Origin of the sequence: Tsukamurella sp. NPDC003166 (assembly GCF_040611135.1) — a bacterium.
In the GTDB taxonomy this organism is placed as follows: domain Bacteria; phylum Actinomycetota; class Actinomycetes; order Mycobacteriales; family Mycobacteriaceae; genus Tsukamurella.
Genome location: NZ_JBEXNL010000010.1, coordinates 1 through 21,411 on the forward strand (window position 1 = coordinate 1; position 21,411 = coordinate 21,411).

Annotated in this window: 25 protein-coding genes and 1 tRNA gene; 7 read left to right on the plus strand and 19 right to left on the minus strand. The window is 68.4% G+C overall.

Going from position 1 to position 21,411, the window contains the following annotated elements; translation table 11 throughout:
* Window positions 1-276 (plus strand): hypothetical protein (locus ABZX10_RS12840; RefSeq protein ID WP_355539834.1); only part of this gene is annotated, 276 nt, incomplete at its 5' end.
* 45 nt (window positions 277-321) lie between these two features.
* Here the strand turns inward: ABZX10_RS12840 and ABZX10_RS12845 are convergent.
* The 6 genes from ABZX10_RS12845 to ABZX10_RS12870 form a co-directional block, all read right to left on the minus strand.
* On the minus strand, window positions 322-1,515 hold the full coding sequence (locus ABZX10_RS12845) for a tyrosine-type recombinase/integrase (RefSeq protein WP_355539837.1): 1,194 nt from the start codon (window positions 1,513-1,515) through the stop codon (window positions 322-324).
* 101 nt (window positions 1,516-1,616) lie between these two features.
* A tRNA-Ala gene (locus ABZX10_RS12850) sits at window positions 1,617-1,689 on the minus strand.
* A gap of 42 nt (window positions 1,690-1,731) precedes the next feature.
* A complete protein-coding gene (glpR, locus tag ABZX10_RS12855; protein WP_355539840.1) occupies window positions 1,732-2,946 on the minus strand; it encodes a gephyrin-like molybdotransferase receptor GlpR in 1,215 nt (404 codons plus the stop codon).
* Window positions 2,947-3,098: 152 nt separating this feature from the next.
* Complete coding sequence (locus ABZX10_RS12860; RefSeq protein WP_355539843.1) at window positions 3,099-3,728, minus strand: GNAT family protein; 630 nt, start codon at window positions 3,726-3,728, stop codon at window positions 3,099-3,101.
* A gap of 5 nt (window positions 3,729-3,733) precedes the next feature.
* The gene (gene glp / locus ABZX10_RS12865; protein ID WP_355539846.1) at window positions 3,734-4,975 is read right to left on the minus strand and encodes a gephyrin-like molybdotransferase Glp; all 1,242 of its coding nucleotides are present in this window, start codon (window positions 4,973-4,975) and stop codon (window positions 3,734-3,736) included.
* A 12-nt stretch (window positions 4,976-4,987) separates the two neighbouring features.
* Window positions 4,988-5,887: a UTP--glucose-1-phosphate uridylyltransferase gene (locus tag ABZX10_RS12870; protein WP_355539849.1), complete on the minus strand. Its 900-nt coding sequence runs from the start codon at window positions 5,885-5,887 to the stop codon at window positions 4,988-4,990.
* A 73-nt stretch (window positions 5,888-5,960) separates the two neighbouring features.
* Between ABZX10_RS12870 and ABZX10_RS12875 the strand changes: the two genes are divergently transcribed.
* Window positions 5,961-6,533 (plus strand): 5-formyltetrahydrofolate cyclo-ligase, encoded by a 573-nt coding sequence (locus tag ABZX10_RS12875; protein WP_355539852.1) that lies wholly within the window; start codon window positions 5,961-5,963, stop codon window positions 6,531-6,533.
* Between the two features lie 7 nt (window positions 6,534-6,540).
* Here ABZX10_RS12875 and ABZX10_RS12880 read toward each other — a convergent pair whose 3' ends face one another.
* Window positions 6,541-7,101: a helix-turn-helix domain-containing protein gene (locus ABZX10_RS12880; protein ID WP_355539855.1), complete on the minus strand. Its 561-nt coding sequence runs from the start codon at window positions 7,099-7,101 to the stop codon at window positions 6,541-6,543.
* A 72-nt stretch (window positions 7,102-7,173) separates the two neighbouring features.
* Here ABZX10_RS12880 and ABZX10_RS12885 point away from each other — a divergent pair, with 72 nt between their 5' ends.
* From ABZX10_RS12885 to cpaB, 3 genes are all read left to right on the plus strand, one after another.
* Window positions 7,174-7,434, plus strand: coding sequence for an FmdB family zinc ribbon protein (locus tag ABZX10_RS12885; protein WP_068574848.1), 261 nt, complete (start codon window positions 7,174-7,176; stop codon window positions 7,432-7,434).
* Window positions 7,435-7,452: 18 nt separating this feature from the next.
* Window positions 7,453-8,256 carry a thioesterase family protein gene (locus tag ABZX10_RS12890; protein WP_355539860.1) on the plus strand — a complete coding sequence of 268 codons (804 nt, stop codon included), beginning with the start codon at window positions 7,453-7,455 and terminating at the stop codon, window positions 8,254-8,256.
* Window positions 8,257-8,355: 99 nt separating this feature from the next.
* Window positions 8,356-9,009: a Flp pilus assembly protein CpaB gene (gene cpaB / locus ABZX10_RS12895; protein ID WP_355539863.1), complete on the plus strand. Its 654-nt coding sequence runs from the start codon at window positions 8,356-8,358 to the stop codon at window positions 9,007-9,009.
* 26 nt (window positions 9,010-9,035) lie between these two features.
* On the opposite strand, the gene ABZX10_RS12900 is transcribed toward cpaB, so the two are convergent.
* Both ABZX10_RS12900 and ABZX10_RS12905 read right to left on the minus strand, forming a co-directional pair.
* Window positions 9,036-10,034: a PrsW family intramembrane metalloprotease gene (locus ABZX10_RS12900; RefSeq protein ID WP_355539866.1), complete on the minus strand. Its 999-nt coding sequence runs from the start codon at window positions 10,032-10,034 to the stop codon at window positions 9,036-9,038.
* Entirely contained in the window at window positions 10,034-10,558 is a 525-nt protein-coding gene (locus ABZX10_RS12905) for a hypothetical protein (protein ID WP_355539869.1), read from the minus strand. The genes ABZX10_RS12900 and ABZX10_RS12905 overlap by 1 nt, the downstream gene beginning before the upstream one ends.
* 68 nt (window positions 10,559-10,626) lie before the next feature.
* Between ABZX10_RS12905 and mscL the strand changes: the two genes are divergently transcribed.
* Window positions 10,627-11,070 (plus strand): large-conductance mechanosensitive channel protein MscL, encoded by a 444-nt coding sequence (gene mscL / locus ABZX10_RS12910; RefSeq protein ID WP_355539872.1) that lies wholly within the window; start codon window positions 10,627-10,629, stop codon window positions 11,068-11,070.
* Window positions 11,071-11,145: 75 nt separating this feature from the next.
* Here the strand turns inward: mscL and ABZX10_RS12915 are convergent, their stop codons facing one another.
* Window positions 11,146-11,427 (minus strand): hypothetical protein, encoded by a 282-nt coding sequence (locus ABZX10_RS12915; protein ID WP_355539875.1) that lies wholly within the window; start codon window positions 11,425-11,427, stop codon window positions 11,146-11,148.
* Window positions 11,428-11,476: 49 nt separating this feature from the next.
* Entirely contained in the window at window positions 11,477-11,845 is a 369-nt protein-coding gene (locus tag ABZX10_RS12920) for a hypothetical protein (protein WP_355539877.1), read from the minus strand.
* Window positions 11,846-12,123: 278 nt separating this feature from the next.
* Between ABZX10_RS12920 and ABZX10_RS12925 the strand changes: the two genes are divergently transcribed.
* Complete coding sequence (locus ABZX10_RS12925) at window positions 12,124-13,740, plus strand: DUF222 domain-containing protein (RefSeq protein WP_355539880.1); 1,617 nt, start codon at window positions 12,124-12,126, stop codon at window positions 13,738-13,740.
* Between the two features lie 98 nt (window positions 13,741-13,838).
* Here the strand turns inward: ABZX10_RS12925 and ABZX10_RS12930 are convergent, their stop codons facing one another.
* The 8 genes from ABZX10_RS12930 to ABZX10_RS12965 form a co-directional block, all read right to left on the minus strand.
* Window positions 13,839-14,420 carry an MspA family porin gene (locus tag ABZX10_RS12930; RefSeq protein ID WP_355539883.1) on the minus strand — a complete coding sequence of 194 codons (582 nt, stop codon included), beginning with the start codon at window positions 14,418-14,420 and terminating at the stop codon, window positions 13,839-13,841.
* Window positions 14,421-14,581: 161 nt separating this feature from the next.
* Entirely contained in the window at window positions 14,582-15,259 is a 678-nt protein-coding gene (locus ABZX10_RS12935; RefSeq protein ID WP_355539886.1) for an MspA family porin, read from the minus strand.
* A gap of 388 nt (window positions 15,260-15,647) precedes the next feature.
* On the minus strand, window positions 15,648-17,156 hold the full coding sequence (locus ABZX10_RS12940) for a hypothetical protein (RefSeq protein ID WP_355539889.1): 1,509 nt from the start codon (window positions 17,154-17,156) through the stop codon (window positions 15,648-15,650).
* A 282-nt stretch (window positions 17,157-17,438) separates the two neighbouring features.
* Entirely contained in the window at window positions 17,439-18,137 is a 699-nt protein-coding gene (locus ABZX10_RS12945; protein WP_355539892.1) for an MspA family porin, read from the minus strand.
* Window positions 18,138-18,194: 57 nt separating this feature from the next.
* A complete protein-coding gene (locus ABZX10_RS12950) occupies window positions 18,195-18,869 on the minus strand; it encodes an MspA family porin (RefSeq protein WP_355539895.1) in 675 nt (224 codons plus the stop codon).
* 453 nt (window positions 18,870-19,322) lie between these two features.
* Window positions 19,323-19,547 carry a hypothetical protein gene (locus ABZX10_RS12955; RefSeq protein ID WP_355539898.1) on the minus strand — a complete coding sequence of 75 codons (225 nt, stop codon included), beginning with the start codon at window positions 19,545-19,547 and terminating at the stop codon, window positions 19,323-19,325.
* Entirely contained in the window at window positions 19,544-20,116 is a 573-nt protein-coding gene (locus tag ABZX10_RS12960; RefSeq protein ID WP_355539901.1) for a molybdopterin-binding protein, read from the minus strand. The genes ABZX10_RS12955 and ABZX10_RS12960 overlap by 4 nt, the downstream gene beginning before the upstream one ends.
* A 14-nt stretch (window positions 20,117-20,130) precedes the next feature.
* Window positions 20,131-21,402, minus strand: coding sequence for a trypsin-like peptidase domain-containing protein (locus tag ABZX10_RS12965; protein ID WP_355539904.1), 1,272 nt, complete (start codon window positions 21,400-21,402; stop codon window positions 20,131-20,133).
* Window positions 21,403-21,411: the final 9 nt, after the last annotated feature.

The window sequence follows — 21,411 nt, forward strand, 5'->3', positions numbered from 1 at the left end:
CGCCTTCAACTCAGCCGGATACCGATTCGATGTGCTCCCTGCCATGACTCCAACCTTCCAACATTCGGAGTCTCCGGACTACCCGGGGCGGTTCAGAAGGTCAAGACCTCCCCGTTCGCCAAGCAGATCGCCGACATGCAAGTCAACAATATGCAGCGCCCACAGACCGATGCTGAGCGATCGGTACAGGCCGATTTCGCCCTCAACACGTTCGCTGGCGTGGCTGGCACGTCCGAGGCTGCATGGAAGACGAGCGCGGAGCGCGGTCGCCGGTAGCGTCGGACTGTCGGGCGATCGCGCCACCACCTGTGAGCCACATCGTCAAGGGCTCGCGACGGGGCCGTCCGACCAATCCGCCGATCCGTCGAACACCGCACTGATAGCTGCGGCAGCACGACGGCCAGCGTTGCGGTCCAAGCTGCCGTAGAGGTCCACGGTCGTCTTGATCGACTCGTGGCCGAGGTGCGCCTGGATGGCCGGAAGGGGCACGCCAGCGGCGATCATCCACGACGCGCAGGTGTGCCGGAGATCGTGCGGGTGCGGGCGCTTCCCGCCGAGCGGATGCCGTGGTCGCGGTGACGCCTTCTGAGCGTTCGCGTCAAGCGCCACCCACTCCCCCTCGGCTTTCCTGTGCGCGGCGTCGAGGCGGTCCAACGCGGGCTTCCAAGCCCGGTTGTGGAAGGCCTGCGAGGTGATGCGCGTACCCGCCTGCGTCTGGAACAGGCGCTCGAAGGGATCGCGGTCGAGGTCGAGGAGCTCGAGCACGGAGGCGGGCACGTTGATGGTGCGCACGCCGCGCCGCGTCTTCGTCGTGCTGAGCTTCGCCAGACGGTTCGAGCCGGTGTACTTGAACGCCTTCTCGACGCGTACCGTGCCCTCGGCCAGGTCCACGTCGCCGACGGTGAGCGCGGTCGACTCGGAGAACCGGACGCCGGACGCCGCCAGGAACCGGGCGTGCGTGCGCCACTGCTCAGGCATCGCCGCCTCCAGCGCGGTGAACTGAGCGGCGGAGAAGAAGAACGGCGGCTTACGGAGGCCCTGCGGCAGCGTGGAGTGCGCGCACGGGTTGCTCGCCAGGTGGCCGGCCCGCACGGCCTGCTCCAGCGCGGCGGACAGGAAGCCGTGCTTGTTCGCGATCGTCTTGGCGGCACCGTCGAGGCTGTTGAGCCACGCCGCGACGACGGTCTCGGTCACCTCGGACACCATGAGGTCGCCAAGGTCGGCGAAGTCGTTGGCGATGTAGGCCCGGTACTTCTTCGTGGTGCCCTGCTCGACGCCGGTCCGGGTCGCGACGTACGACTCGAGGAAGTCGACGAGGAGCGGCGCGGGCGGGGCCTCGATGTCGAGGCTCGCCACTGCGGCGTCCACGCCGACGAGGTCGATGAGGGCCTTGAACTTCTCGGCCTCGTCGAGGCTGTCGAAGCTGGTGCCGGTCTGCTTGCCGCGGTGGCGGTAGAGCACGGCGTACGTGGTGCCACCGTCGGACTTGCGGCGGCGCGGTCGGATGCTAGCCATGCCGTGGACCGTATGGCGACCGGGCGACAACATGGTGTTGACATGGTGGTGACACGAGTTCGGGCCAGGTCAGAAACATGCTCTGACCTGGCCCGATTCTGTGGAGCTAAGGGGAATCGAACCCCTGACCTCCTCGATGCGAACGAGGCGCGCTACCAACTGCGCTATAGCCCCTTGCGGAACTCGACTACCTTAGCAAGCCCGCCCGGCAAACTGTTAACCGACCTTCCGCTCGTACGGTTCCCGCACGTCAGCGGGCCGATCGAGGAAGTCGAACTCCTCGGCGCGGTAGCGCGGGAGGTGGTCGAAGGCGGGGTCCTCGTCGTCGATCTCCATGACGACGCAGCCGCCGCGGCGCAGGTGCGCGGGGACACCGTCGAGCACCTCTGCCTCGCGCTCCCGCTCCCTCCGGGCCCGCTCCAGCCGCGCGGTGCGGCGGCGACGGATCTCGGCCTCGATGCGCACCGTCCGGCGGAGGTAGGTGAGGTAGACGGCCAACGCGAGCACGACGGCGCCGAGGCCGTACCAGGCGAAGGGCACGTCCATCAGTCCGGCGCCGAGCGCGACGACGGCGAGCACGCCCAGCACGAGCGTGACGCGCTGCCGGAACCGGAAGCGGGCCTCCGTGAGGCGGGCGTCGTTCTCGGGGTCGTAGCCGCCGCGGCGGCGGTGCGGGCTGTCGCCGCGCGCGTCGATCTCCGCCGGCTCGGCCTTCGGCCGGGTCGCCGGGGTGATCTCCTCGGTGAGCTGGTCGTCGGCAAGGTCCTCATCCGCGAGCCCGTCCACCGGCTCGGCGTCGTCCAGCTCGTCGGTCGCGTCGAGATCGTCTACCGCTTCGAGATCGTCTGCTGCGTCGAGTTCATCGGCGACGAGGTCGTCCTCGGCGGCCGGCACCACGGGCGCGGTCACCCGCCGGACGATCGGCTCGGACTCCGGTGCGGCGGCGTCGGTATCGTCGGCGGCGTCGGCCTTCGATGCGAGCGCGTCCAGGTCGACGATCGACGCCCTCGCGCGCATCGCGGCCCGCTCGACCGTGGGGATCGGGGTGGTGTCGCCGTCCATCGGGCCGGCCCCGTGCAGGTCGTCGACGTCGGAGTCGACGTAGGCGTGCGCCTCGGCGTCCTCGTCTGCCAGATCCTCACCGGCCGGTTCGTCGTCGACCTTCCCGAGCACGATGCGGCCGTCCTCGCGAGGCTCGGCGTCGTCCTCCCGGAGGTCGGCCTCGTCGGCGCGCTCCTCGGCGACGGTGGCCGCCGGGCGGATGCGGCGACGGACGGCGCGGGTGGCCGAGCCGCCGCGGTGCAGCAGGCGGGTCTTGAGCGTCGCGTCGGACACCTGGTTCACCCTGGGGTGACGCGCGGCGAGCATCGGAACGAGCACCACCAGCCACGCGACGATCAGCCCCACCCAGAGCAGTGTCTGCGGGATCATGTCGGCTCCCTCCGGCAATCAGCGAGCACGGATCACATCCGTGTAAGTCGCCTCGAAGGCTATTTCACCAGGGTGGATCAGCGCGCCCGACGCGCCGTAGCGAAACCCCAAAAATCTCAAACAGTCACTTCAGTCACACGCGAGTCGGTATCTCAGAACCATGCACGGCCGGACCGGACGACCCGCGCGACCATGGAATCCGCGATCTCCTCGGCCGTGATCGCGACGAGCAGATGGTCGCGCCAGGCACCGTCGACATGCAGGTACCGGCGCAGCAGCCCCTCCTCACGGAACCCCGAATTGCGCAGCACCGCGCGCGATCCGCCGTTCTCCGGGCGCACCGTCGCATCCACCCGATGCAGGCCGAGCGCCCCGAAGCAGTGGTCGACGGCCAGCGCGACGGCCACCGTCGCCACGCCGCGGCCCGTGAACCCGCGGTCCACCCAGTAGCCCACCCACGCGCTCTGCAGCTGCCCGCGGGTGATGTTGCCGATGGTGATCTGGCCGGCGTAGGCACCGTCGACCTCGATCACCATCGGGACGATGGTCCCGGACCGGGCCTGCGAGCGGAGCGACGCGCACAGCGGCGTCCACTGCGAGGCGGTGTGCCGGCGCTGCCAGTTCGTCTCGCCCGACGGTTCCCACGGCTCCAGTTCCGCTCGATTGAGCAGGCGCAGGCGCGACCACTGCCGCCCGTCGCGGGCGCGGATCGGCCGCAGCCGCACGACGCCGGCGGCCGTGGTGAGCGGCCCGAGTTCGACCTGCCAGTTCGCCCCGAACACCCGCGTCAGCCGCGCTGGGCGAGGAACGCGACGATCACGTCGTCGCCCGCGCGGACCTCGGTGATCTCCGGGTCCACCACGATGAGGCAGTTCGCCTCGGCAAGGCTCACCAGCAGGTGGGAGCCGTTGTCCGGGATCGGCGCGACCATGAACTCGCCGCTGTTCTCGTCGCGCATGAGCTGGCCGCGCACGTACTCGCGCCGCCCCTCGGGCGACTCGAAGGCCGCCGCGCTCTTCGCGGTCACCAGGCGACGCATGGGCTGCCGCTTGCCCAGCGCGATGCGGATGAGCGGGCGCACCATCACCTCGAAGGCGACCAGCGCGCTCATCGGGTTCGACGGCAGCAGGAAGGTGGGCACCTCGTCGGGACCGAGGGCGCCGAAGCCCTGGACCGATGCGGGGTGCATCGCGATCCGCTCGACGACCAGGTCGCCGAGTTCGGCCAGCGCCGAGGAGATGTCCTCGGAGGCGGAACCGCCCAGCGCGGAGGTGATGACCACGACCTCGGAGCGTTGCAGCTGCGCCTCGACGGCCTCTCGGACCCCGTCGGTGCCCACGATGCCGACGCGGTGCACCTCGGCCCCGCAGTCGCGGGCGGACGCGGCGAGCGCGTAGGAGGCCACGTCGTAGACCTGGCCGGCGCCGGTGTCCCGATCGATGTCGACCAGCTCCCGGCCCACCGAGATCACCGCGACGCGCGGCCGGGGATGCACCAGGACCTTGTCCCGCCCGACTGCGGCGAGGAGGCCCACCTGGGCCGGCCCGACGACGGTGCCGCGCCGCACGGCCACGTCGCCGGGCTGCACGTCGTCACCGGTGCGACGGACGTACTGCCCGGACCGGACCGAGTGTCCGACACGGACTTTCGACAGCCCACCGTCGGTCCACTTGTCGGGGAGGACGGCGTCGGCGAGGGTGGGCAGCGGCGCGCCGGTCTCGACCTTGACGGCCTGCCCGGGCTGCAGCCGGATGGGCTGCCGGTTGCCCGCGCGCACCTCGCCGACGACCGGGAGGCTGACGATGATCTGCTCGCCGGTCTCCTCGTCGGTCTCGCCGGCCCTCGCCACGTCGACGGAGCGCACGGCGTAGCCGTCGATCGCGGCCTGGTCGAAGGCGGGGAGGGCGTTCTCGACGACCACTTCCTCCGCGCACATGAGGCCCTGCGCCTCGGAGATCCCCACGCGCACCGGTCGCGGCGCCACCGCCGCCGCCGTGACCCGAGCCAGATGGTCCTCCACGGAGCGCATGTCCTCGGCCTCCTACTTGTTCAGGCGATCCTGCAGCCAGGAGCGCAGGTCGGGACCGTAGTCGTCACGGTCCAACGCCAAGTCAACCGCAGCCTTGAGGTAGCCCCCGGGATTTCCGAGGTCGTGTCGGGTTCCGCGGTGCACCACGACGTGCACGGGATGCCCCTCGCTGATGAGCAGCGCGATGGCGTCGGTCAGCTGGATCTCGCCGCCGGCGCCCTTGTCGATGCGGCGCAGCGCGTCGAAAACGGCGCGGTCCAGCAGGTAGCGGCCGGCCGCCGCGTAGTTCGACGGGGCGTCCTCGGCCTTGGGCTTCTCGACCATGCCGTTGACCTTGAGCACGTCGGGATTGGTGGCGTCCGGCACGATCTCGACGTCGAACGCGCCGTAGCTGCTGATCTGCTCCGGGGTGACCTCGATCGCGCACAGCACCGAGCCGCCGCGCTTCTCACGCACCTTCGCCATGGTGGTGAGCACGCCGATCGGCAGCACCAGATCGTCGGGAAGCAACACGCTGACGGCGTCCTCGTCGTCGTCGAGGACCGGCTCGACGCAGGCCACGGCGTGCCCGAGGCCCAGCGGCTTCTCCTGGATGACGGCCTCGGCGTGGATCAGATTGGGGGCGCGGCGCACCTTGTCGAGCATCGCGGTCTTGCCGCGCTTCTCCAGCGTGCCCTCGAGCACGAGGTCCTCGACGAAGTGCGCGACCACGCCGTCCTTGCCGGGACTGGTGACGATGCAGAGGCGCTCGGCGCCCGCCGCCGCCGCCTCCTCGGCGACGAGCTCGATGCCGGGAGTGTCGACGACGGGAAGCAGCTCCTTGGGAACCGTCTTCGTCGCGGGGAGGAATCGGGTGCCGAGGCCGGCGGCGGGGACGACCGCGGTTCTCGGGATGGAGGGCTCTGTGCTCATCCTTCCACCATAAGCTAGGTCACGTGAAGGTAACGATCTGCGTGGCTGTGACATCGCCCGAGAGGAGCTCGCCGTGACGGACCACGACGAGTTCGAATGCGTGCATGTGGATCCCCTGCCCGTGTCGGAGATGAAGAGCGCCTGGCGCCACCGATTCCGCCGCACCCGGGCCGGACTCTCCGATGTCGCGCGCGGCGAAGCGGCGGCCCGGCTGACCGCGGTGATGGGCGCCCTGGACCTGGGCGTGGTGGCCGCCTACGTCCCCGTCGGATCCGAACCGTCGTTCACCCTGCCCGGCCGAGTGCTCCTGCCCGTCACCCCGGCCGAGCCCGGGCCGCTGGACTGGGCCTGGAGCGGATCGCTGGCGCCGGGGCCGTTCGGGCTGCTGGAGCCGACGGGGCCGCGACTGGGCACGGACGCCCTGGCCTCGGTGGACACCGTGTTGCTGCCGGCGCTGGGGGTCTCGCGCGCCGGCGTGCGGCTGGGACGGGGCGCGGGGTACTACGACAGGTCGCTGGTCGCGGGGCCGCGGTTGATCGCGGTGGTGTACGACCACGAGCTGGTGGACTTCCTGCCATCGGAGCCCACCGATGTGCCGGTGGACGCGGCGTTGACCCCGTCGGGGCTGGTGGAGTTCACGCCGTGAACCCGGTCTAGATCAGGAGCCGGGAGATGTACTTCTCGCCGTACGCCCGCAGAGCATCGGAGTCACTGATGTCCAGCCCGGTGGGCGAGTTGGACAGCAGCGAGCCCGTGATCCGCAGCATGAGGTCCACGACGGAGCACAGCTCCGCGTAGTCCTGCTCGGCGCCGGAGTTGCGCAGCCGGATGACGATGCCCTGGATCAGCAGGTCCCAGACGCCGCGCGGGATGCGCAGGAAGTACTCGGGCTCGGCGGCCAGCACCTTGGACACGGCCATGTTCGACTCGGCCTGCCCGATGCTCAGCACGAACACCTCGACCAGCGTCTGCTGCGGCGTGTACCCGACGATCGTCTTGTCCAGCTTGCGGCGCAGCGTGCGGATCTCGATGGCGACGACGCGGGCGATCAGCTGGTCGCGGTTGGGGAAGATCCGGTACAGCGTGCTGCGGGAGACGTGCGCCTGCTTGGCGACCTGGTCCATGCTGACGCCGGGAATCCCGTTCGCCGCGATCACCTCGCGGGCGGCGTCCACGATCCGTCGCGCGGGCGACGGCGTACGCGGGGCACTCATGGCCGTATCGTATCCGCTCACACCACTGGCACTCGAATCGCCAGAGTGCTAATCGAGCGGTAGAATCGATCGGTGCCTACCTATTCGTACCAATGCAAGGAGTGCGGCGAGGCCTTCGACGCCGTGCAGTCCTTCTCCGACGATCCGCTCACGGTGTGCCCCAACTGCGGCGGGCCGCTGCGGAAGCTGTTCAACTCCGTCGGCGTCGTGTTCAAGGGCAGCGGCTTCTACCGCACCGATTCCCGCAGCTCGAAGGCCGATACCACCGCGAAGTCGGAGACCAAGAGCAGCTCGGACACCGCCGCCAAGGTCGACAAGGCCACCAGCTCCTAGCCTTGCTACGTTGCTGGCATGACCCACGTCTTCGATGAAGCGACCGCCGTCGAGCCGATCGCCGGCGGCTTCCGGGCGCACACGCACCCGGCGTACAACAACATGGTCGGGCCGTTCGGCGGGATCACCGCCGGCACCGTCGTGGCGGCGCTGCAGGCGCACCCGGAGGCGCAGGGTCATCCGCTGAGCCTCACGCTGAACTTCGCCGCCCCGATCAAGGACGGCGCCTGGGACCTCGCCGTCACCGTCCTGCGCACGAACCGCACCAATCAGCATGTCGCCTTCGTCCTGAGCCAGGGCGACGGCCCCGTCGCCTCCGGTACCGCGGTGTTCGGCACGCGCCGCGACACCTGGGGTGATACCGAGACCCCCTTCCCGCAGGTGCAGGCGCCGGAGGACTACCCGGAGCAGTCGCTGCCGGACTTCGTGGAGTGGGCGAAGAACTACGAGACCCGCTTCGTCGAGGGCAGCCTGGACATGGACGGCCCACAGGACGACTCGACCACCACGATGTGGCTGCGCGACAAGCCCGCCCGCCCGCTCGACTACCCGGCGCTGGCGTCGATCGCGGACTCCTTCTACCCGCGGATCTTCCGGCGTCGCGGCGCCTACGCCCCGGCCGGGACCATCTCGCTGACGACGTACTTCCACGCGAGCCCCGACGAACTCGAGCAGCAGGGCGCCGAGCACCTCCTCGCGACCGCCCGCGCCGCGCGCTTCGGCCACGGTCATTTCGACCAGTACGGCCAGGTCTGGGGGCGGAACGGCACCCTGCTGGCGACCACGCACCAGATCGTCTACTACAAGGATCCGCAGGCCTGATCGGGGCCGTTCCTCCACAGGAACGGGGTTATCCACAGGGTCGACTTCCGGGGCCCTGTCCGACGGTCCGCCGTCGGCGCACCGTCGTAGATTCCGGGCATGGAGTCCTTGCAGCCGACCGGGGTCGAACGGATGCGGGCCGCACTGCGGCCCGGGTGGGCGCGCACGCTGACGGCGCGGCGGGCGGCGGCCGGGGCGCTCGCGGTGGTGGCGCTGATCGTCGCGGTCACGAGCCGGCCGAGCGGACCGCAAACGCAGGTGCTCGTCGCGGCGCGCGAGCTGGGGCCAGGAGGGAAACTCGTCGGCGAGGACCTCGTGATGCGCACGGTTCCGGCGGACCTCGCGCCCCAGGACGCGCTGACGCGGCCCGACGAGGCGGTCGGGCGGTCGGTGACGGGGCCCGTCGGCGCGGGCGAGATCCTCACGGGCCGGCGCGTGCTCAGCGATCGCACCGCGGGCTTCATCCGCCCCGGCTCACGTCTGGTGCCGATCGCCCTGCAGGACGCCGCCACGATGGACCTGCTCCGCCCCGGCGACGTGGTGGACGTGGTGGCGCAGCGCAAGCCCCGGGCCGGCGAGCGGGACGACGGTGCGCCCTCCGTCCTGGCCCGCTCGGCCACGGTCGCCGTCGCCGCCGCGGCGCAGGCCTCGCGGCAGCAGGCCCGCACCGTGATGCTCGCGATGTCCGAGGCGGAGGCGCACGCCGTCGCCGCCGCGGCGCTCAGTTCACCGCTGTCCGTGGTGTTCCGGTGAGGGCGCACACCGAACCCGTCGACCGCTCAACCGACCCGGTAGGTGAGCTCGCGGATCAGCCACTTCTGGCGCTTGCGCGCCACCTCGGCGACGGCGGGGCCGTAGTAGAAGCGCAGGTAGTTCTCGCCGTTACGGCGCAGCGCGCGAGTGGGCAGCGTGGCCAGTTCCGCGGGCGGCGCGAGCTTCGCGGCCTCCGGCATCCGGATGGCGCGCTGCAGCCACCGGCGTTGCTCGTAGATCATCCACGTCCACGCGCCGCCGAGGAGCGAGAGCGTCACGACGCATTTGAGCACGATGAGCAGGAGCGCCACCATGGGGTTGTCGCCGCTCGGCGCGTTCCACCAGAAGTGCATGACGTAGGCGAGCACGATCGGGATCGGCGCGAGCACCGGCCGGACTCGGAGCAGCGCCAGGCCGAGCGCGAAGAAGCCCGTGTACACCCAGTGCGATTGGAAGCCGAAGAGGGCGCGCACGAGCGTGACCGTGAGCGCACCGACCGTATCGGACTGGGCATCGCGGACCGCGAAGGTGACTGCGTACGAGAGATTCTCGATCACTTGGAAGCCCAGGCCCGCGAACGCTCCCACCGCGAAGATCTGGAGCGGCCGGCGCAGGCGGTCGCGGAACATCACCAGCAGCAGCGCGACGCCGGCGGCCTTGATGCTCTCCTCGTCCAGCGGCCCGACGAGGGCGGCGCCCCAGGTCGTGGAGCCCGGGTCGTCGAGCACGTCGTTGACGGCGTCGGACGCGAACCCGTTGATCTGCAACGCGAGCCCGCAGGCGCCGATCGCGCCCCACGCGAAGGCGAGCGCCCAGACGGCGCGCAGCTGGGCGTGCGAGCGGTCCAGCGCCCAGATGATCACGGCGATCAGCGCGGCCGCCACCAGGATGATCGGCAGCGCGACCGCGACCGCACCGCCCGTCTCCGCGATGCGGGGCGTCATGTCGCGCACGAGCACGAACGCACCGAACGCCATGCCCGCCAGAAACACCCAGAAGCCGATGGTCGTGAGCTGCGCGCGCATCAGGCCTCCCGCAGGGTCTGGACGAGCGCGGTCAGGTCGGGGGCGGCACCGTCGGGCCCGCGGAGCGTGAGCACCGTGACCAACAGGTCCGAGTGGCCCACGACGGCGCACTCCCCCGACCTGCCGCCGCCCGTCGCGGCGCAGCTGCGACCCGCGAACTGCGGGCCGCGGATGTCGCCGGTGAAGTGCGCGTCGACGCCGCCGGTCTCGAACTCGCGCAGGCGGCGCGGCGCCGCGGTGTCGAAGTCGGTCATGCCGGTCGTCAGGCGCACGGACAGCGAGCTGCCGCTGGGATGCACGAAGCGCACCACGTCGGCCCGGCCCGACGGCACTTTGTCCCAGCCCGACGGTGCGCGGAAGTCCACTCCCGCAGCGGCATTCCCCACGCGGTAGGTGTGGTCGGCGACGGGCGTGCGCGGCGTGGGCACGGCGCGGTCCACGCCGTACCACCCGGCGGCGAGCCCGCCGACGACGAGAATCACACCCGCCGAAACGCCCGCGTCGACTGCGCGGATTCGGTTCATGCGGTTAGCATAATTGCGACACTGCACCACGCGTCGCATCCGTTACAAGTTTCCGAAGGACGACAAACATGCTCAAGGGCTTCAAGGACTTCCTCCTCAAGGGCAACGTGCTCGACCTCGCGGTCGCCGTGGTCATCGGTGCGGCGTTCACTGCGATCGTCACCGCGTTCACCGATCACATCGTCAAGCCGCTCATCGCCTCCATCGGCGGCGGCAAGGACGTGCAGGGGCTCGCCTGGGAGATCAAGACCGGCGTCGCCGCCACCACGATCGACCTCGGCGCGGTCATCACGCAGGTGATCAACTTCGTGCTGGTCGCGGCGGTCGTCTACTTCCTGCTGATCATGCCGTACGAGCGGATGAAGGCCCGGTTCGCGCCGGAGAAGGCCGCGGAGGACGAGGTGGACGTGCTCGTCGAGATCCGCGACCTGCTGGCCGCGCAGGCCGCGCCGTCGCAGGGCGGCGCGCACTCGGCCCTGCCGCCCACGGGGCAGTTCCCCACGCAGCGCTGACTCGCGCACCACGAGAGCCGGCCTCCCCCACGCGGGGCGGCCGGCTCTCGTGGTACCGGGTCCGACGGTGCGCCGCTACCGCACGCCGCGGCGCGAGAGCCCGGTGTTGTCCATCTCGAGGATCGCGACGAGCTTGTCGCGGGTCGCCGCGGACATGGGCCGCTCTCCGGGGTCGGTAACCGCGGACGCGGCCGGGATGCGGAGCGAGGTCTTGGAGGAGGACTTGAGTGCCGGCTTCTTGACGAGCACGTACCGGCCGCCCGGCGACCGCGTAGCGACCACGTCCTTCCCGTTCGACAGATGAAGCCGATAACGGTGCCCGGCGAGCGGCGTCGACCGGATGACCTTCGCGTTCACCGCGCGGTACAGCCCCTTGCCCGCCGGCGCGACGACCCGGATGTCCTTCTCAGCTCTCGTGTGGTCCGCGCCTCAGCGCCTCCTCGATCAGTACGTTGATGATAGGGCCCTCATCAGGGCTGGTCGCGGTCCCTTTCAGGAACGCGAGCCATTCCGCCGCGATCGCGGAATCCGCATCTTTCTCGTTGACGCGGTTCTTCATCACCCACTCGAAGGTCGCCCACCATCGATCCTTGCTGGCGGACCGCACCTGACTCCGCAACGCCCCCATGAACGCGACGAGAGCGGCGATCACGGCGCGGACCGCGCCGAATCCCGGCGATGTGACCAGGGTCCAGACACTGTGCAGCACTTCGGAGGTCCCCTGGGGCCAGCGATCACGAGACAGACGCAGTCCTGGACCAGCCGCGACCGCCACAGCGACAACGCTCCACAACAACCGCTGCGCCCGCTCGCGCGAGCGGACCTCTCGCGTCGCCGCGGCCCTCATCAATTGGACGCACCAGCACGGGGTTCGGTTCCCACCACGCAGGCACCCGACGGCAGGGCATCGCACACAACGATTCAGGTGACACGAAGGCGACGCCGATAGCGCCGCTGTCATACTCTCAGGTTACTAGCTTTTTTGTTCGATTGCATCGATATTCCCCGAATATCGGAGTAGACTCGTGGTAGCAGTCCGAGGAGGTGGCAACCATGACTACCAGCACAGCAGCCGAATACCTGGCCGCCCTCACCTCGTTCGAACATGCGGCTGAGAAACTCGCTGCGGCGAGCCCCGTGATGCTCTCCTCGGAGGAAGTCCTGGATGCGCTCCCCCGGCTCGAGAAGGCGGCGCGGAAGGTGCCGCACGGCCAACATCTCCTCGCGCAGGTGTGCGTCGAGCAGGGGATCCCCGGGCAGTTGGGCTACACGGGGATCAAGGAGATGCTGGTCGATCAGCTGCGGCTCGCGGGCACGGAGGCACGAGACCGGATGAAGGGCGCCAGGTCCCGCGCGCCGCGCAATGTGCGAGGCGAGGCGCCGGAGCCCCGGCTGCCCGAGCTCTCCGCGGCGCAGCGGGAAGGCCTTGTCTCCGAGCGGCACGCCGCCGCGGTGGAGCAGTGGATCGACAAGGTGGCCAAGGCGCCCGAGGCCACTCCGGAGAAGCTCGCCCTCCTCGAGGACGTGCTCGTCACCGCGGCGCTCAGTGTCCGGCCGGAGGAGCTCGCCAAGATCGGGCAGCGCGCCTACGAGCTCATCGATCCCGACGGTGCTGAGCCCAGCCCGGAGAACATCGCGCGCAAGCGGGAGGTGAACCTGGGCAAACAGGGTGACGATCTGATGTCCGACCTCGACGGTGCGCTCTCCCCCGAGTGCCGCGCCTTGATGGACGTGGTCTTCGAGAAGCTCGCCCGGCCGGGCGTGAACAACCCGTCGGACGCGGAGAACCCCGTCGACCCCGCGGACCAGGACGCCGTCGCCGAGGCGGCCCAGCGCGACACCCGCTCGCAGGGGCAGCGCAATCACGATGCGCTGCTCGCGGCGCTGCGGGAGTTCGTCGGTTCCGGCGCGCTGGGGCAGCACCGCGGTGTGCCGTGCGTCCCGATCGTCACGCTGGGGATCGATCAACTCGAGTCCGAGGCCGGGTTCGCCACCACCGCCACCGGCGGGCGCATGCCCGTCGAGGACGCGCTGCGCATGATGGGCACCAACCCGAAGTACGTGCTGGTGCTGGACCTCGCGAACCGGCCGCTGTTCCTCGGCCGCGAGAAGCGGCTGGCCACCCCGGATCAGCGGATCGCGCTGTACGGCAGCGAGAAGGGTTGCACCGCACCCGGTTGCGACGCGCCCGCGACCCGCTGCCAGGTCCACCACATCACGGAGTGGGCGGACGGCGGCGCCACGGACATCACCCTGCTGACCCTCGCGTGCGACAAGCACCACGGGAGAGTCACGCCGAGCACGAGCGACTACCCGGGCGGGTGGGAGACGATCACCGTTCCGCACGGTGAGCACGCCGGCCGCACCGGCTGGCGTCGCAAAGCCGATCCCACCGGCGAGATCCGGGTGAACCATCAGCACCACGCTAACGAGTTGTACCGCCAGTCGCTTGAACGTTGGCAGAAGCGGCGGGCCCTGCTCCGATCACTGTGGCGCAGTGAGGAATTGCGTGTGCAGTACGAGGACCTCATCGGCACTGTCTACGACGACATCGCCGCCATCCTCGACGGGCCCCACGGTCCGCCGATCCTCGAGGAGATGTTGGCGGAACACGACGCGGAGGTCGACTGGCAGAGCCTGTCGCCGGAGCCTCCTGCGGCCGCGGCGTAGCGCTCAACTCACTGACCGCAGTCAGGACGAAGGCCGGCCTCCCGTGTGGGAAGCCGGCCTCCGTTCCTTTGGGCCGACGGTGCGCCGAGGGCGCGGTGTCAGCCCAGGGTGAAGGTCGGGCCCCAAAGCACCGCGGTGCCCTCGTGGTCACCGATCTGCGCGGCGACGTAGACATAGAGTCGGGCCTGGGCATAGCCGCCGCAGCCGTCGACACCAATGGTCTGGTCGGCATACGACAGCGAACCGCCCTTGCCTTCGAAGTCGTAGCTCGTGGAGGGCTGATTCCAATCGGGCTTGATCTCGTCACCAGGCTTCGGCCACGACTTGCGATCAAAGGTCAGCGACTGATTGCCGATCGTGCCAGCGGCCAGCTTGAGGGACGCGCCGGTGGACGCCGAGGTCCCGGCGATCGATGCATCATCGCTACTCGACGCGAGTACCGGGCCGTTGGCGCCACCCGAGATCGACAGGCCTGCGTCGCCAATCGCGACCTGACAGCCGACGACATACCCCGCCTCAATCGAGCCACCGCTCGCGTCCGCGCCGGAAACCTTCGCCTCGATCGCGCCCGACACCCACGCATTGCGCGTAGTCGGCAAGGCGACCATTCCCGGTGAAAGCCTCGCAGACTGCCGCGTGACGGTGATGGTGATGGTGCCCGCCCCAACCTTCTGGGTCACCGACACATTCTTCAGAGGAATGAAAGTGTCCGCATGCGCAGTTCCCACGATTGCCGTGGAACAGACGGCTGCGATCGCACATCCGGCAACCGTGCGTCGAAATATATTTGTCATGTAGTCCATCCTTACAATGAGGGCTGCCGCCCAAAGAAACGGGCAAATCAGCCCATGCTGAAGGGCGCACCGTACAGGAAGCCCTGAATACGATTACTGCCCTTGATCTCCACCCACGTCACAACGCGAGCCTGCGCATAGCCACTGCAGTTGCCGTAATTCAGGTCGTAGTTCTTCAGGCCCACGGTGTACGTACCAGCCTTCGAGAACTTGATCGAATCCAACGAGTTCGGCTGATCACCACGACCGAAACCCGTCACCGACGAGGTCGAACCCGGGCTCAACGGCACATCCAAACCACCGGACACACCACCCAGAGACAAACTCGCACTCGGCGAACCCGAACCACCCAGTCCCGCAGACGCACCCGGCCCGGTCACACCCACCGAACCACCAATCGCACCCGGGAACTGGCAACCCGACACGACACCAACACCCAGCTTGCCCTGGATATCCTTCACACCAGCAGCAGGCTTCACATCCACCGCACCGGTCGTAGTCACCCACACCGTCCGCGTCTGCGCAGTAGCCAGCGAAGGCTGGATCGAGAAGGAGTTACCCGTCGACTTCAGAACGACACTCCACCCCTCAGGCGCAGCGACCGTCTTCTGACCGTTCGGCAGCGGCGCAGCACCAGCCGAACCCGCAGCGACCGAGGCAGCAGCTGCCACCGCGACCGCAACGACACATGCGCGCCCTACACTCGGTTTCAGTTTCGCCTTCACCATCGCCCTCGTTTCATGGTCAGTACATGCTTGTCACGCGCCACTCGCCTGAGCGTGAAAACTCTCCTCATTGCCAGCAACCTCTCAGGCGCCCAGAAGGAACGCAAGTATGAACGACTTGCAATACATTCGCAGGTCAACCGGTGAGACCGTAGCGCGAGCGGCGTAGATGCACGGTAGTTCCCGCGCCGCACCCGGTGCAACTTCGTGGCGAGACCTTAACAGACGCCAAGAATTGTTAATCAGTTTCTCGTCCGCGCCGCTGGCGCCGTAACAGCGATGCAACAAACCGATCGCTGGGACACATGATCCATCACCGAGCGGAGACGACGAGGGGGTGGTCATCCCTTCGGATGACCACCCCCTCGTCGGTGGAGACAGGCGTCAGCTACGCCGCGCCGCCAGTCGTCCCACCGTTCGAAGCATCGCCGCCGGTCGTACCGCCGCCGGTCGTACCGCCGCCGGTCGTACCGCCACCGGTCGTACCGCCACCGGTCGTACCGCCACCGGTCGTACCACCACCGGTCGTACCACCACCGGTCGTACCACCACCGGTCGTACCACCACCGGTCGTACCACCACCGGTCGTACCACCACCGGACGCCGGCCCGCCCTTGCCGCCCAGCGCGTCAGCAAATTTCTCGAACAGGTCAACACCCTTGCCCTTGGAGCCAGTCGTCGCGGGCGGCTGCTGCGAAACGGTCGGCGCCTCGGACGGAGCGACATCCGCCGGTGAGGACCCGGTGCCCAGACCGCCTTCAGAGCCCGACCCCGAGGAGGCGGTGCGCAGCGTGAGCGACTTGGTGCTCGTCGGAAGGGCGTCGCCCGACGGAACGGTCTTCGGAGCCGGAACCGGCGCAAGGCCACCGTTGAACACATTGCCGATCGCGGTCGTGTCGTAGGCGAGCACCTTGCCGGGGAGGTCCGCAACCTGCTTGGCGGCGGTAGCCACGTAGCCCGTCACGGTGTCAGCAAGCTTGCCCCACTGGCCGGTCAGTCCAAGATCCACGACCGCCTTGAACACGGCGTTGACGACATTCGTCTTGATGTCATTGCCGTCCTTGTCCTGGCCGATCACAACGACGAACGACTGAATCGCCTGATTCACGTTGTTGAGCGGAATCCCGGCCACGTTGAGCAGGTCACCGACGAGACCTGCGTCGGCGGGGCTCGACTTCGGCGTATCCTTCGCCGCTACGGTCAGCGACTGAACTTGGACCGTCGCCACTGAAGGCGTCACGACTTCCTTGGGCTTCTGCGAGACGAAGCCGCCCGACGCGACGTTTGCGCCGAACTGCGCCAGGTAAAGGCTCACATTGTTCGCCAGCGCTCCCCACTGACCGGTGGCACCGAAATCAACCACGGCCTTGAAGATCGCGTTCACAACGTTCGTCTGGGTCGTCTTCTTGTCCTTGTCGAGGACGAGCTGGCCCTTGGCGTCGCGCAACTCGACGTTGAACGTCTGCAGCGCATTCGTGGCGAGCTGCAGCGGGAGGCCGAGGACATCGAGCGCCGATCCGAGGCTCGGGGCAGCCGCGGGGCCAGCCGACACCGTCTGCAACGCCAGCGGCTTAGCGGCCGGAGCGAACAGCGCACTGATCGCTGCCACGTCGTAGCCGACGACCTTAGTCGGCAGCGAACCGAAACTGGCGGTCGATTGGTCGAGATAGCTCTTCAGACGCTTCTGCAGTTCGGCCGTGTTGCCGGTTCCGCCCTGGTTGACCAGTGTCGCGAAGAGCGCATTGGGCAGGTTTGTCGTCTTCGGGCTGCCGTCGTCATTGAGATCGCCGGTCTGGACCACGCCAGCCTTGATGACCTGGTTGGCGTTCTGCAGCGGTGCGCCCAGAACGTTCAGGATGTTGGTGGGCGACAGCTCAGCGTTGGCGGTAGACGCCAAGGTCGGTGTCGCAACGAGGGCAGCGGTAGTAACCACCGCGGCGATGGACGCTCTCCGTCGATTCATTGTTTGTTCCCCTCAAGGTTAGTGCCGAGTGTTCGCACCGGGTTGGACCCGCCAAACTCACTCAGCTGATTCATCGGCTTCGCCGACATCGTGCCCGGGGCAATCATCCCACGAACGCGATCAAAGTAAAGTCCTAGTAAGGACAGCGAATAAGAAGACACGGGGCCGACGCCTCATCGGCGTCGACCCCGTGTCGTCATCGAAGTTCTCTGCCTATCAGCCCAGCGTGAAGGGCTTGCCCCAGAGCACCGCAGTGCCCTCGTTGTTGCCGACCTTGCCGGTCACGTAGGCGTAGAAGCGTGCCTGCGCGTAGCCGCCGCAGCCATCGACACCGATGGTCTGGTCCGCCCACGAAAGCGAGCCGGAGGCACCGTCGAAGTCGTAGCTCTGGCTCGGCACATTCCAGCTCGGGCTGATCTCATCGCCCGGCTTCGGCCACTTCTTGCGGTCGAAGGTCAGCGCCTGCGTACCGATTGTTCCGGCGGCCAGCGACAAGGTCGCACCCGTCGAACCGCTCACACCGGCGATCTTGGCGTCGTCCGTCTTGGACGAGAAAACCGGACCGGTCGCACTTGAACCGACACTGAGCTTCGCCGAACCGATCTGCACCTGGCAACCAACAACGTAGCCGGCCTGAATCGAGCCCCCGCTGGGCTTGGTGCCGGTGAGCTTGGCGGAGAGGGCGCCCGACACCCAAGCGTTGCGCGTGGTCGGCAGCGCCACCATACCGGGCGACAGCAGCGCACTGTTCTTACCAAGCGAGATGGTGATTGAGCCGTCGCCGATCTTCTGCGTAACGGACTCGCCGGGCAGGGGGATGAACGTATCGGCGTTCGCGACGCCGGTGGCGGCCGCGCCGAGCGCAACGCCAGCAACAGCCGCGACGGCAGCGCCGCGGATTGCGAGGTTCTTCATGATGTCCTTCGTGATTAGTCAGCCCGAGACGGGCAAGAGTGGGTTTGGGGTGTGGGCTTAGCCCATGCTGAAGGGCGCACCGTACAGGAAGCCCTGAATACGATTACTGCCCTTGATCTCCACCCACGTCACAACGCGAGCCTGCGCATAGCCACTGCAGTTGCCGTAATTCAGGTCGTAGTTCTTCAGGCCCACGGTGTACGTACCAGCCTTCGAGAACTTGATCGAATCCAACGAGTTCGGCTGATCACCACGACCGAAACCCGTCACCGACGAGGTCGAACCCGGGCTCAACGGCACATCCAAACCAACGGACACACCACCCAGAGACAAACTCGCACTCGGCGAACCCGAACCACCCAGTCCCGCAGACGCACCCGGCCCGGTCACACCCACCGAACCACCAATCGCACCCGGGAACTGGCAACCCGACACGACACCAACACCCAGCTTGCCCTGGATATCCTTCACACCAGCAGCAGGCTTCACATCCACCGCACCGGTCGTAGTCACCCACACCGTCCGCGTCTGCGCAGTAGCCAGCGAAGGCTGGATCGAGAAGGAGTTACCCGTCGACTTCAGAACGACACTCCACCCCTCAGGCGCAGCGACCGTCTTCTGACCGTTCGGCAGCGGCGCAGCACCAGCCGAACCCGCAGCGACCGAGGCAGCAGCTGCCACCGCGACCGCAACGACGCCTGCGCGCATTGCGACCTTGCTCATCTTGCTCATTCGTTCCCCTCACCAGGAATCTGTGGAGTGACGCCCCGATCAGGACCGCCGGCGTGGCAGCTCACCCAGCCGCCTACCGAATCCCGCGCATTGTCTCAGCACGCGACCACTGTCGTTTCCCCGGAGATCTACGTCGACCTTCGGTTCCCGCGCAGCATATCCTCAGGTTTCGACAGTCCGCAACGGTTTCGATCTTCGTTAATCGTATCTTTCGAAACATGTAATTCTCAATCAGAAACCAGCTTCGAGGTCGCAACCAGGACTTCTTAGGACATACTCACCGGTAACTACGCCCTGACCAGCGGTCCGGTAAGGGTAGGCTTCCCCTGAGAGTTCACTCAGGCAACCCGGTCCCGTAACCTGACCGTCAGTCCGCACGACTGTGTCCTTCGTCACACTGCTAGCGCTAATGCAAAACCTTACACGGTTCGCAGCGCAGAACGGTCGAGCGGGTCAGCCCCCGTGGTGCGGCGGACGGTTCTCGCGATACCAGCGCTCGGTCGCGTCACCGTCGGACCTGGAAACGGGCGATGCCGCACCCGAGCGGGATGCGGCATCGTCGGACATGTCGTCCTTGGTCTGCGCGGGCAGAACGTCCCCGAAGATCCGCGCGATGTCGCGCGCGGAGTACTTCCGGGGCCCGGGCCCGCCGGACCGACTGTCAGTGCCCTCGGTCACCGGGCCTGGTCGTCTCCACCGGCGATGTGCCGGATCACGTGGGTGGCCAGCGGGGTGAGCGTGGCCATGCCGTCCCGGATCGCCGCGCGCGAGCTGGCCAGGTTCACCACCACGGTGCTGCCGGACACGCCGGCCAGGCCGCGCGAGAGCCCCGCGTCGGTGGCGCCGGCCGCCAAGCCCGACGAGCGCAGCGCCTCGCAGATGCCCGGCAACTTCTTGTCCAGAATGTCCTCGGTGGCCTCCGGCGTCACGTCGCGGGCGCCCACGCCGACACCGCCGATGGTCACCGCCAGGTCCACGCCGCCGATCACCGCGGTGTTGAGCGCGTTGCGCACGTCCACCTCCTCCGCGGGGACCACGACCACGGCGTCCACCTCGAAGCCCGCCTCCTCCAGCAGTTCGGTCACCAGCGACCCCACTGACTTTCCGGCGTTCGGGACGCCCGGCTGCACGTGGTCGTCGACGACCACCACGAGCGCGCGACCGATCACCCCGGCACCGTCGAGCGCCGCTTCGTCGAGCGTCGACACGTCGAGCACCTCGTCCTCCGGCCAATCCGCTGCGGTCATGTCCACTCCTCGCATCATTTGTCCAACTTATCGAGCGTCACCTGCTTGGACACCGGACTCGTACTGCTCGCGCTCTCGAGGTACGTGATGGTCACGGTAGCCCCCGGGGGGTACGAGCGCACGGCCCCGATCAATCCGTAGCCGTCGGTGATCTGCAGATCGTCGATCTTCGTCACGAGCGCGCCCGTGGGGATGCCCGCGCGACCGAAGGCGCCCGTCGCCGACACCCCCGCGACCAGGGCCCCGGGCCGGGTGACCGACGTCTGCCGCGGGTCCACCTGGACGCCCACCGCGGCGTGCGAGGCCTTCCCCGATGCCATCAGCTCCTTGCTGATCCGCTGCACCAGGTTCGCCGGGATCGCGAAGCCGAGGCCGATACTGCCGCTCTGCTGCCCCGTGGTCCGGGACGATCCGAGCGTCGCGATCGACGAGTTGATACCGACGAGCTGCCCCGCCATGTCCACGAGCGCACCGCCGGAGTTGCCGGGGTTGATCGCGGCGTCCGTCTGCACCGAATTGACGACGGTCGCCTCGTCGGAATCCTTGCCACTCGTCGCGACAGGACGGTTGAGGGCCGAGACGATGCCACTGGTCACCGTGCCCGCGAGCCCCAGCGGCGCACCCACGGCCACGACCTCCTGGCCCACGGTCAGCTTGCCGCTGTCCGCGAAGGCCAGGGGCTTGAGGTCGCGCTTGTCCGTCTGGATCACCGCGAGGTCGGTCACCGGATCCGCGCCGACCACCGCCGCGTTGCTCACGCTGCCGTCCGAGAAGGACACGGTGAGCTTGCCGTTCCCCGCGATCACATGGTTGTTCGTGACGATCTTGCCGTCCGCGGTGATCACCACACCCGAGCCCGAGGACTCCGAGGACCCCGCCTGGTTGTCGATCGACACGACGGCGGGCAGCACGTTCTGCGCCACCTCCTGCACCGACCCCTTCACGACCGGCGGTGCCGCTCCCCCGGACACGGTCGTCGTCGTGCTCGCGGAGTCGTTGCCCCACACCAGGTACGCCCCGGTCACCGACAGCAGCGACGCGACCAGCGCGATCGCGACGCCCAGCGCCACCAGGGCGCCCAGCTTCGGCCCGCCCGTGGGCGAGCCCGACGGGGCCGGGGGCACCGTCTGCACCCCGCCCGGCACCGGGTAGCCCGACGGTGCGCCGGACCCCGCCGCCGCGTACGGGTTCGAGTACTGCTGGGTGGGCCGGTACTGTCCGGGCTGCTGCGCTGGCTGTCCCGGCTGCTGTCCCTGCTGATAGGGATTCTGCGGACCCTCGGTCATGTCAGGCCC

Coding starts and splice junctions, on each gene's coding strand:
- ABZX10_RS12845 (WP_355539837.1), bottom strand. CDS start 1,515: ATGGCTAGCATCCGACCGCGCCGCCGCAAGTCCGACGGTGGCACCACG.
- glpR (WP_355539840.1), bottom strand. CDS start 2,946: ATGATCCCGCAGACACTGCTCTGGGTGGGGCTGATCGTCGCGTGGCTG.
- glp (WP_355539846.1), bottom strand. CDS start 4,975: ATGCGCTCCGTGGAGGACCATCTGGCTCGGGTCACGGCGGCGGCGGTG.
- ABZX10_RS12870 (WP_355539849.1), bottom strand. CDS start 5,887: ATGAGCACAGAGCCCTCCATCCCGAGAACCGCGGTCGTCCCCGCCGCC.
- ABZX10_RS12880 (WP_355539855.1), bottom strand. CDS start 7,101: ATGAGTGCCCCGCGTACGCCGTCGCCCGCGCGACGGATCGTGGACGCC.
- ABZX10_RS12890 (WP_355539860.1), top strand. CDS start 7,453: ATGACCCACGTCTTCGATGAAGCGACCGCCGTCGAGCCGATCGCCGGC.
- cpaB (WP_355539863.1), top strand. CDS start 8,356: ATGGAGTCCTTGCAGCCGACCGGGGTCGAACGGATGCGGGCCGCACTG.
- ABZX10_RS12900 (WP_355539866.1), bottom strand. CDS start 10,034: ATGCGCGCGCAGCTCACGACCATCGGCTTCTGGGTGTTTCTGGCGGGC.
- ABZX10_RS12905 (WP_355539869.1), bottom strand. CDS start 10,558: ATGAACCGAATCCGCGCAGTCGACGCGGGCGTTTCGGCGGGTGTGATT.
- mscL (WP_355539872.1), top strand. CDS start 10,627: ATGCTCAAGGGCTTCAAGGACTTCCTCCTCAAGGGCAACGTGCTCGAC.
- ABZX10_RS12925 (WP_355539880.1), top strand. CDS start 12,124: ATGACTACCAGCACAGCAGCCGAATACCTGGCCGCCCTCACCTCGTTC.
- ABZX10_RS12945 (WP_355539892.1), bottom strand. CDS start 18,137: ATGAAGAACCTCGCAATCCGCGGCGCTGCCGTCGCGGCTGTTGCTGGC.
- ABZX10_RS12950 (WP_355539895.1), bottom strand. CDS start 18,869: ATGAGCAAGATGAGCAAGGTCGCAATGCGCGCAGGCGTCGTTGCGGTC.
- ABZX10_RS12960 (WP_355539901.1), bottom strand. CDS start 20,116: ATGACCGCAGCGGATTGGCCGGAGGACGAGGTGCTCGACGTGTCGACG.
- ABZX10_RS12965 (WP_355539904.1), bottom strand. CDS start 21,402: ATGACCGAGGGTCCGCAGAATCCCTATCAGCAGGGACAGCAGCCGGGA.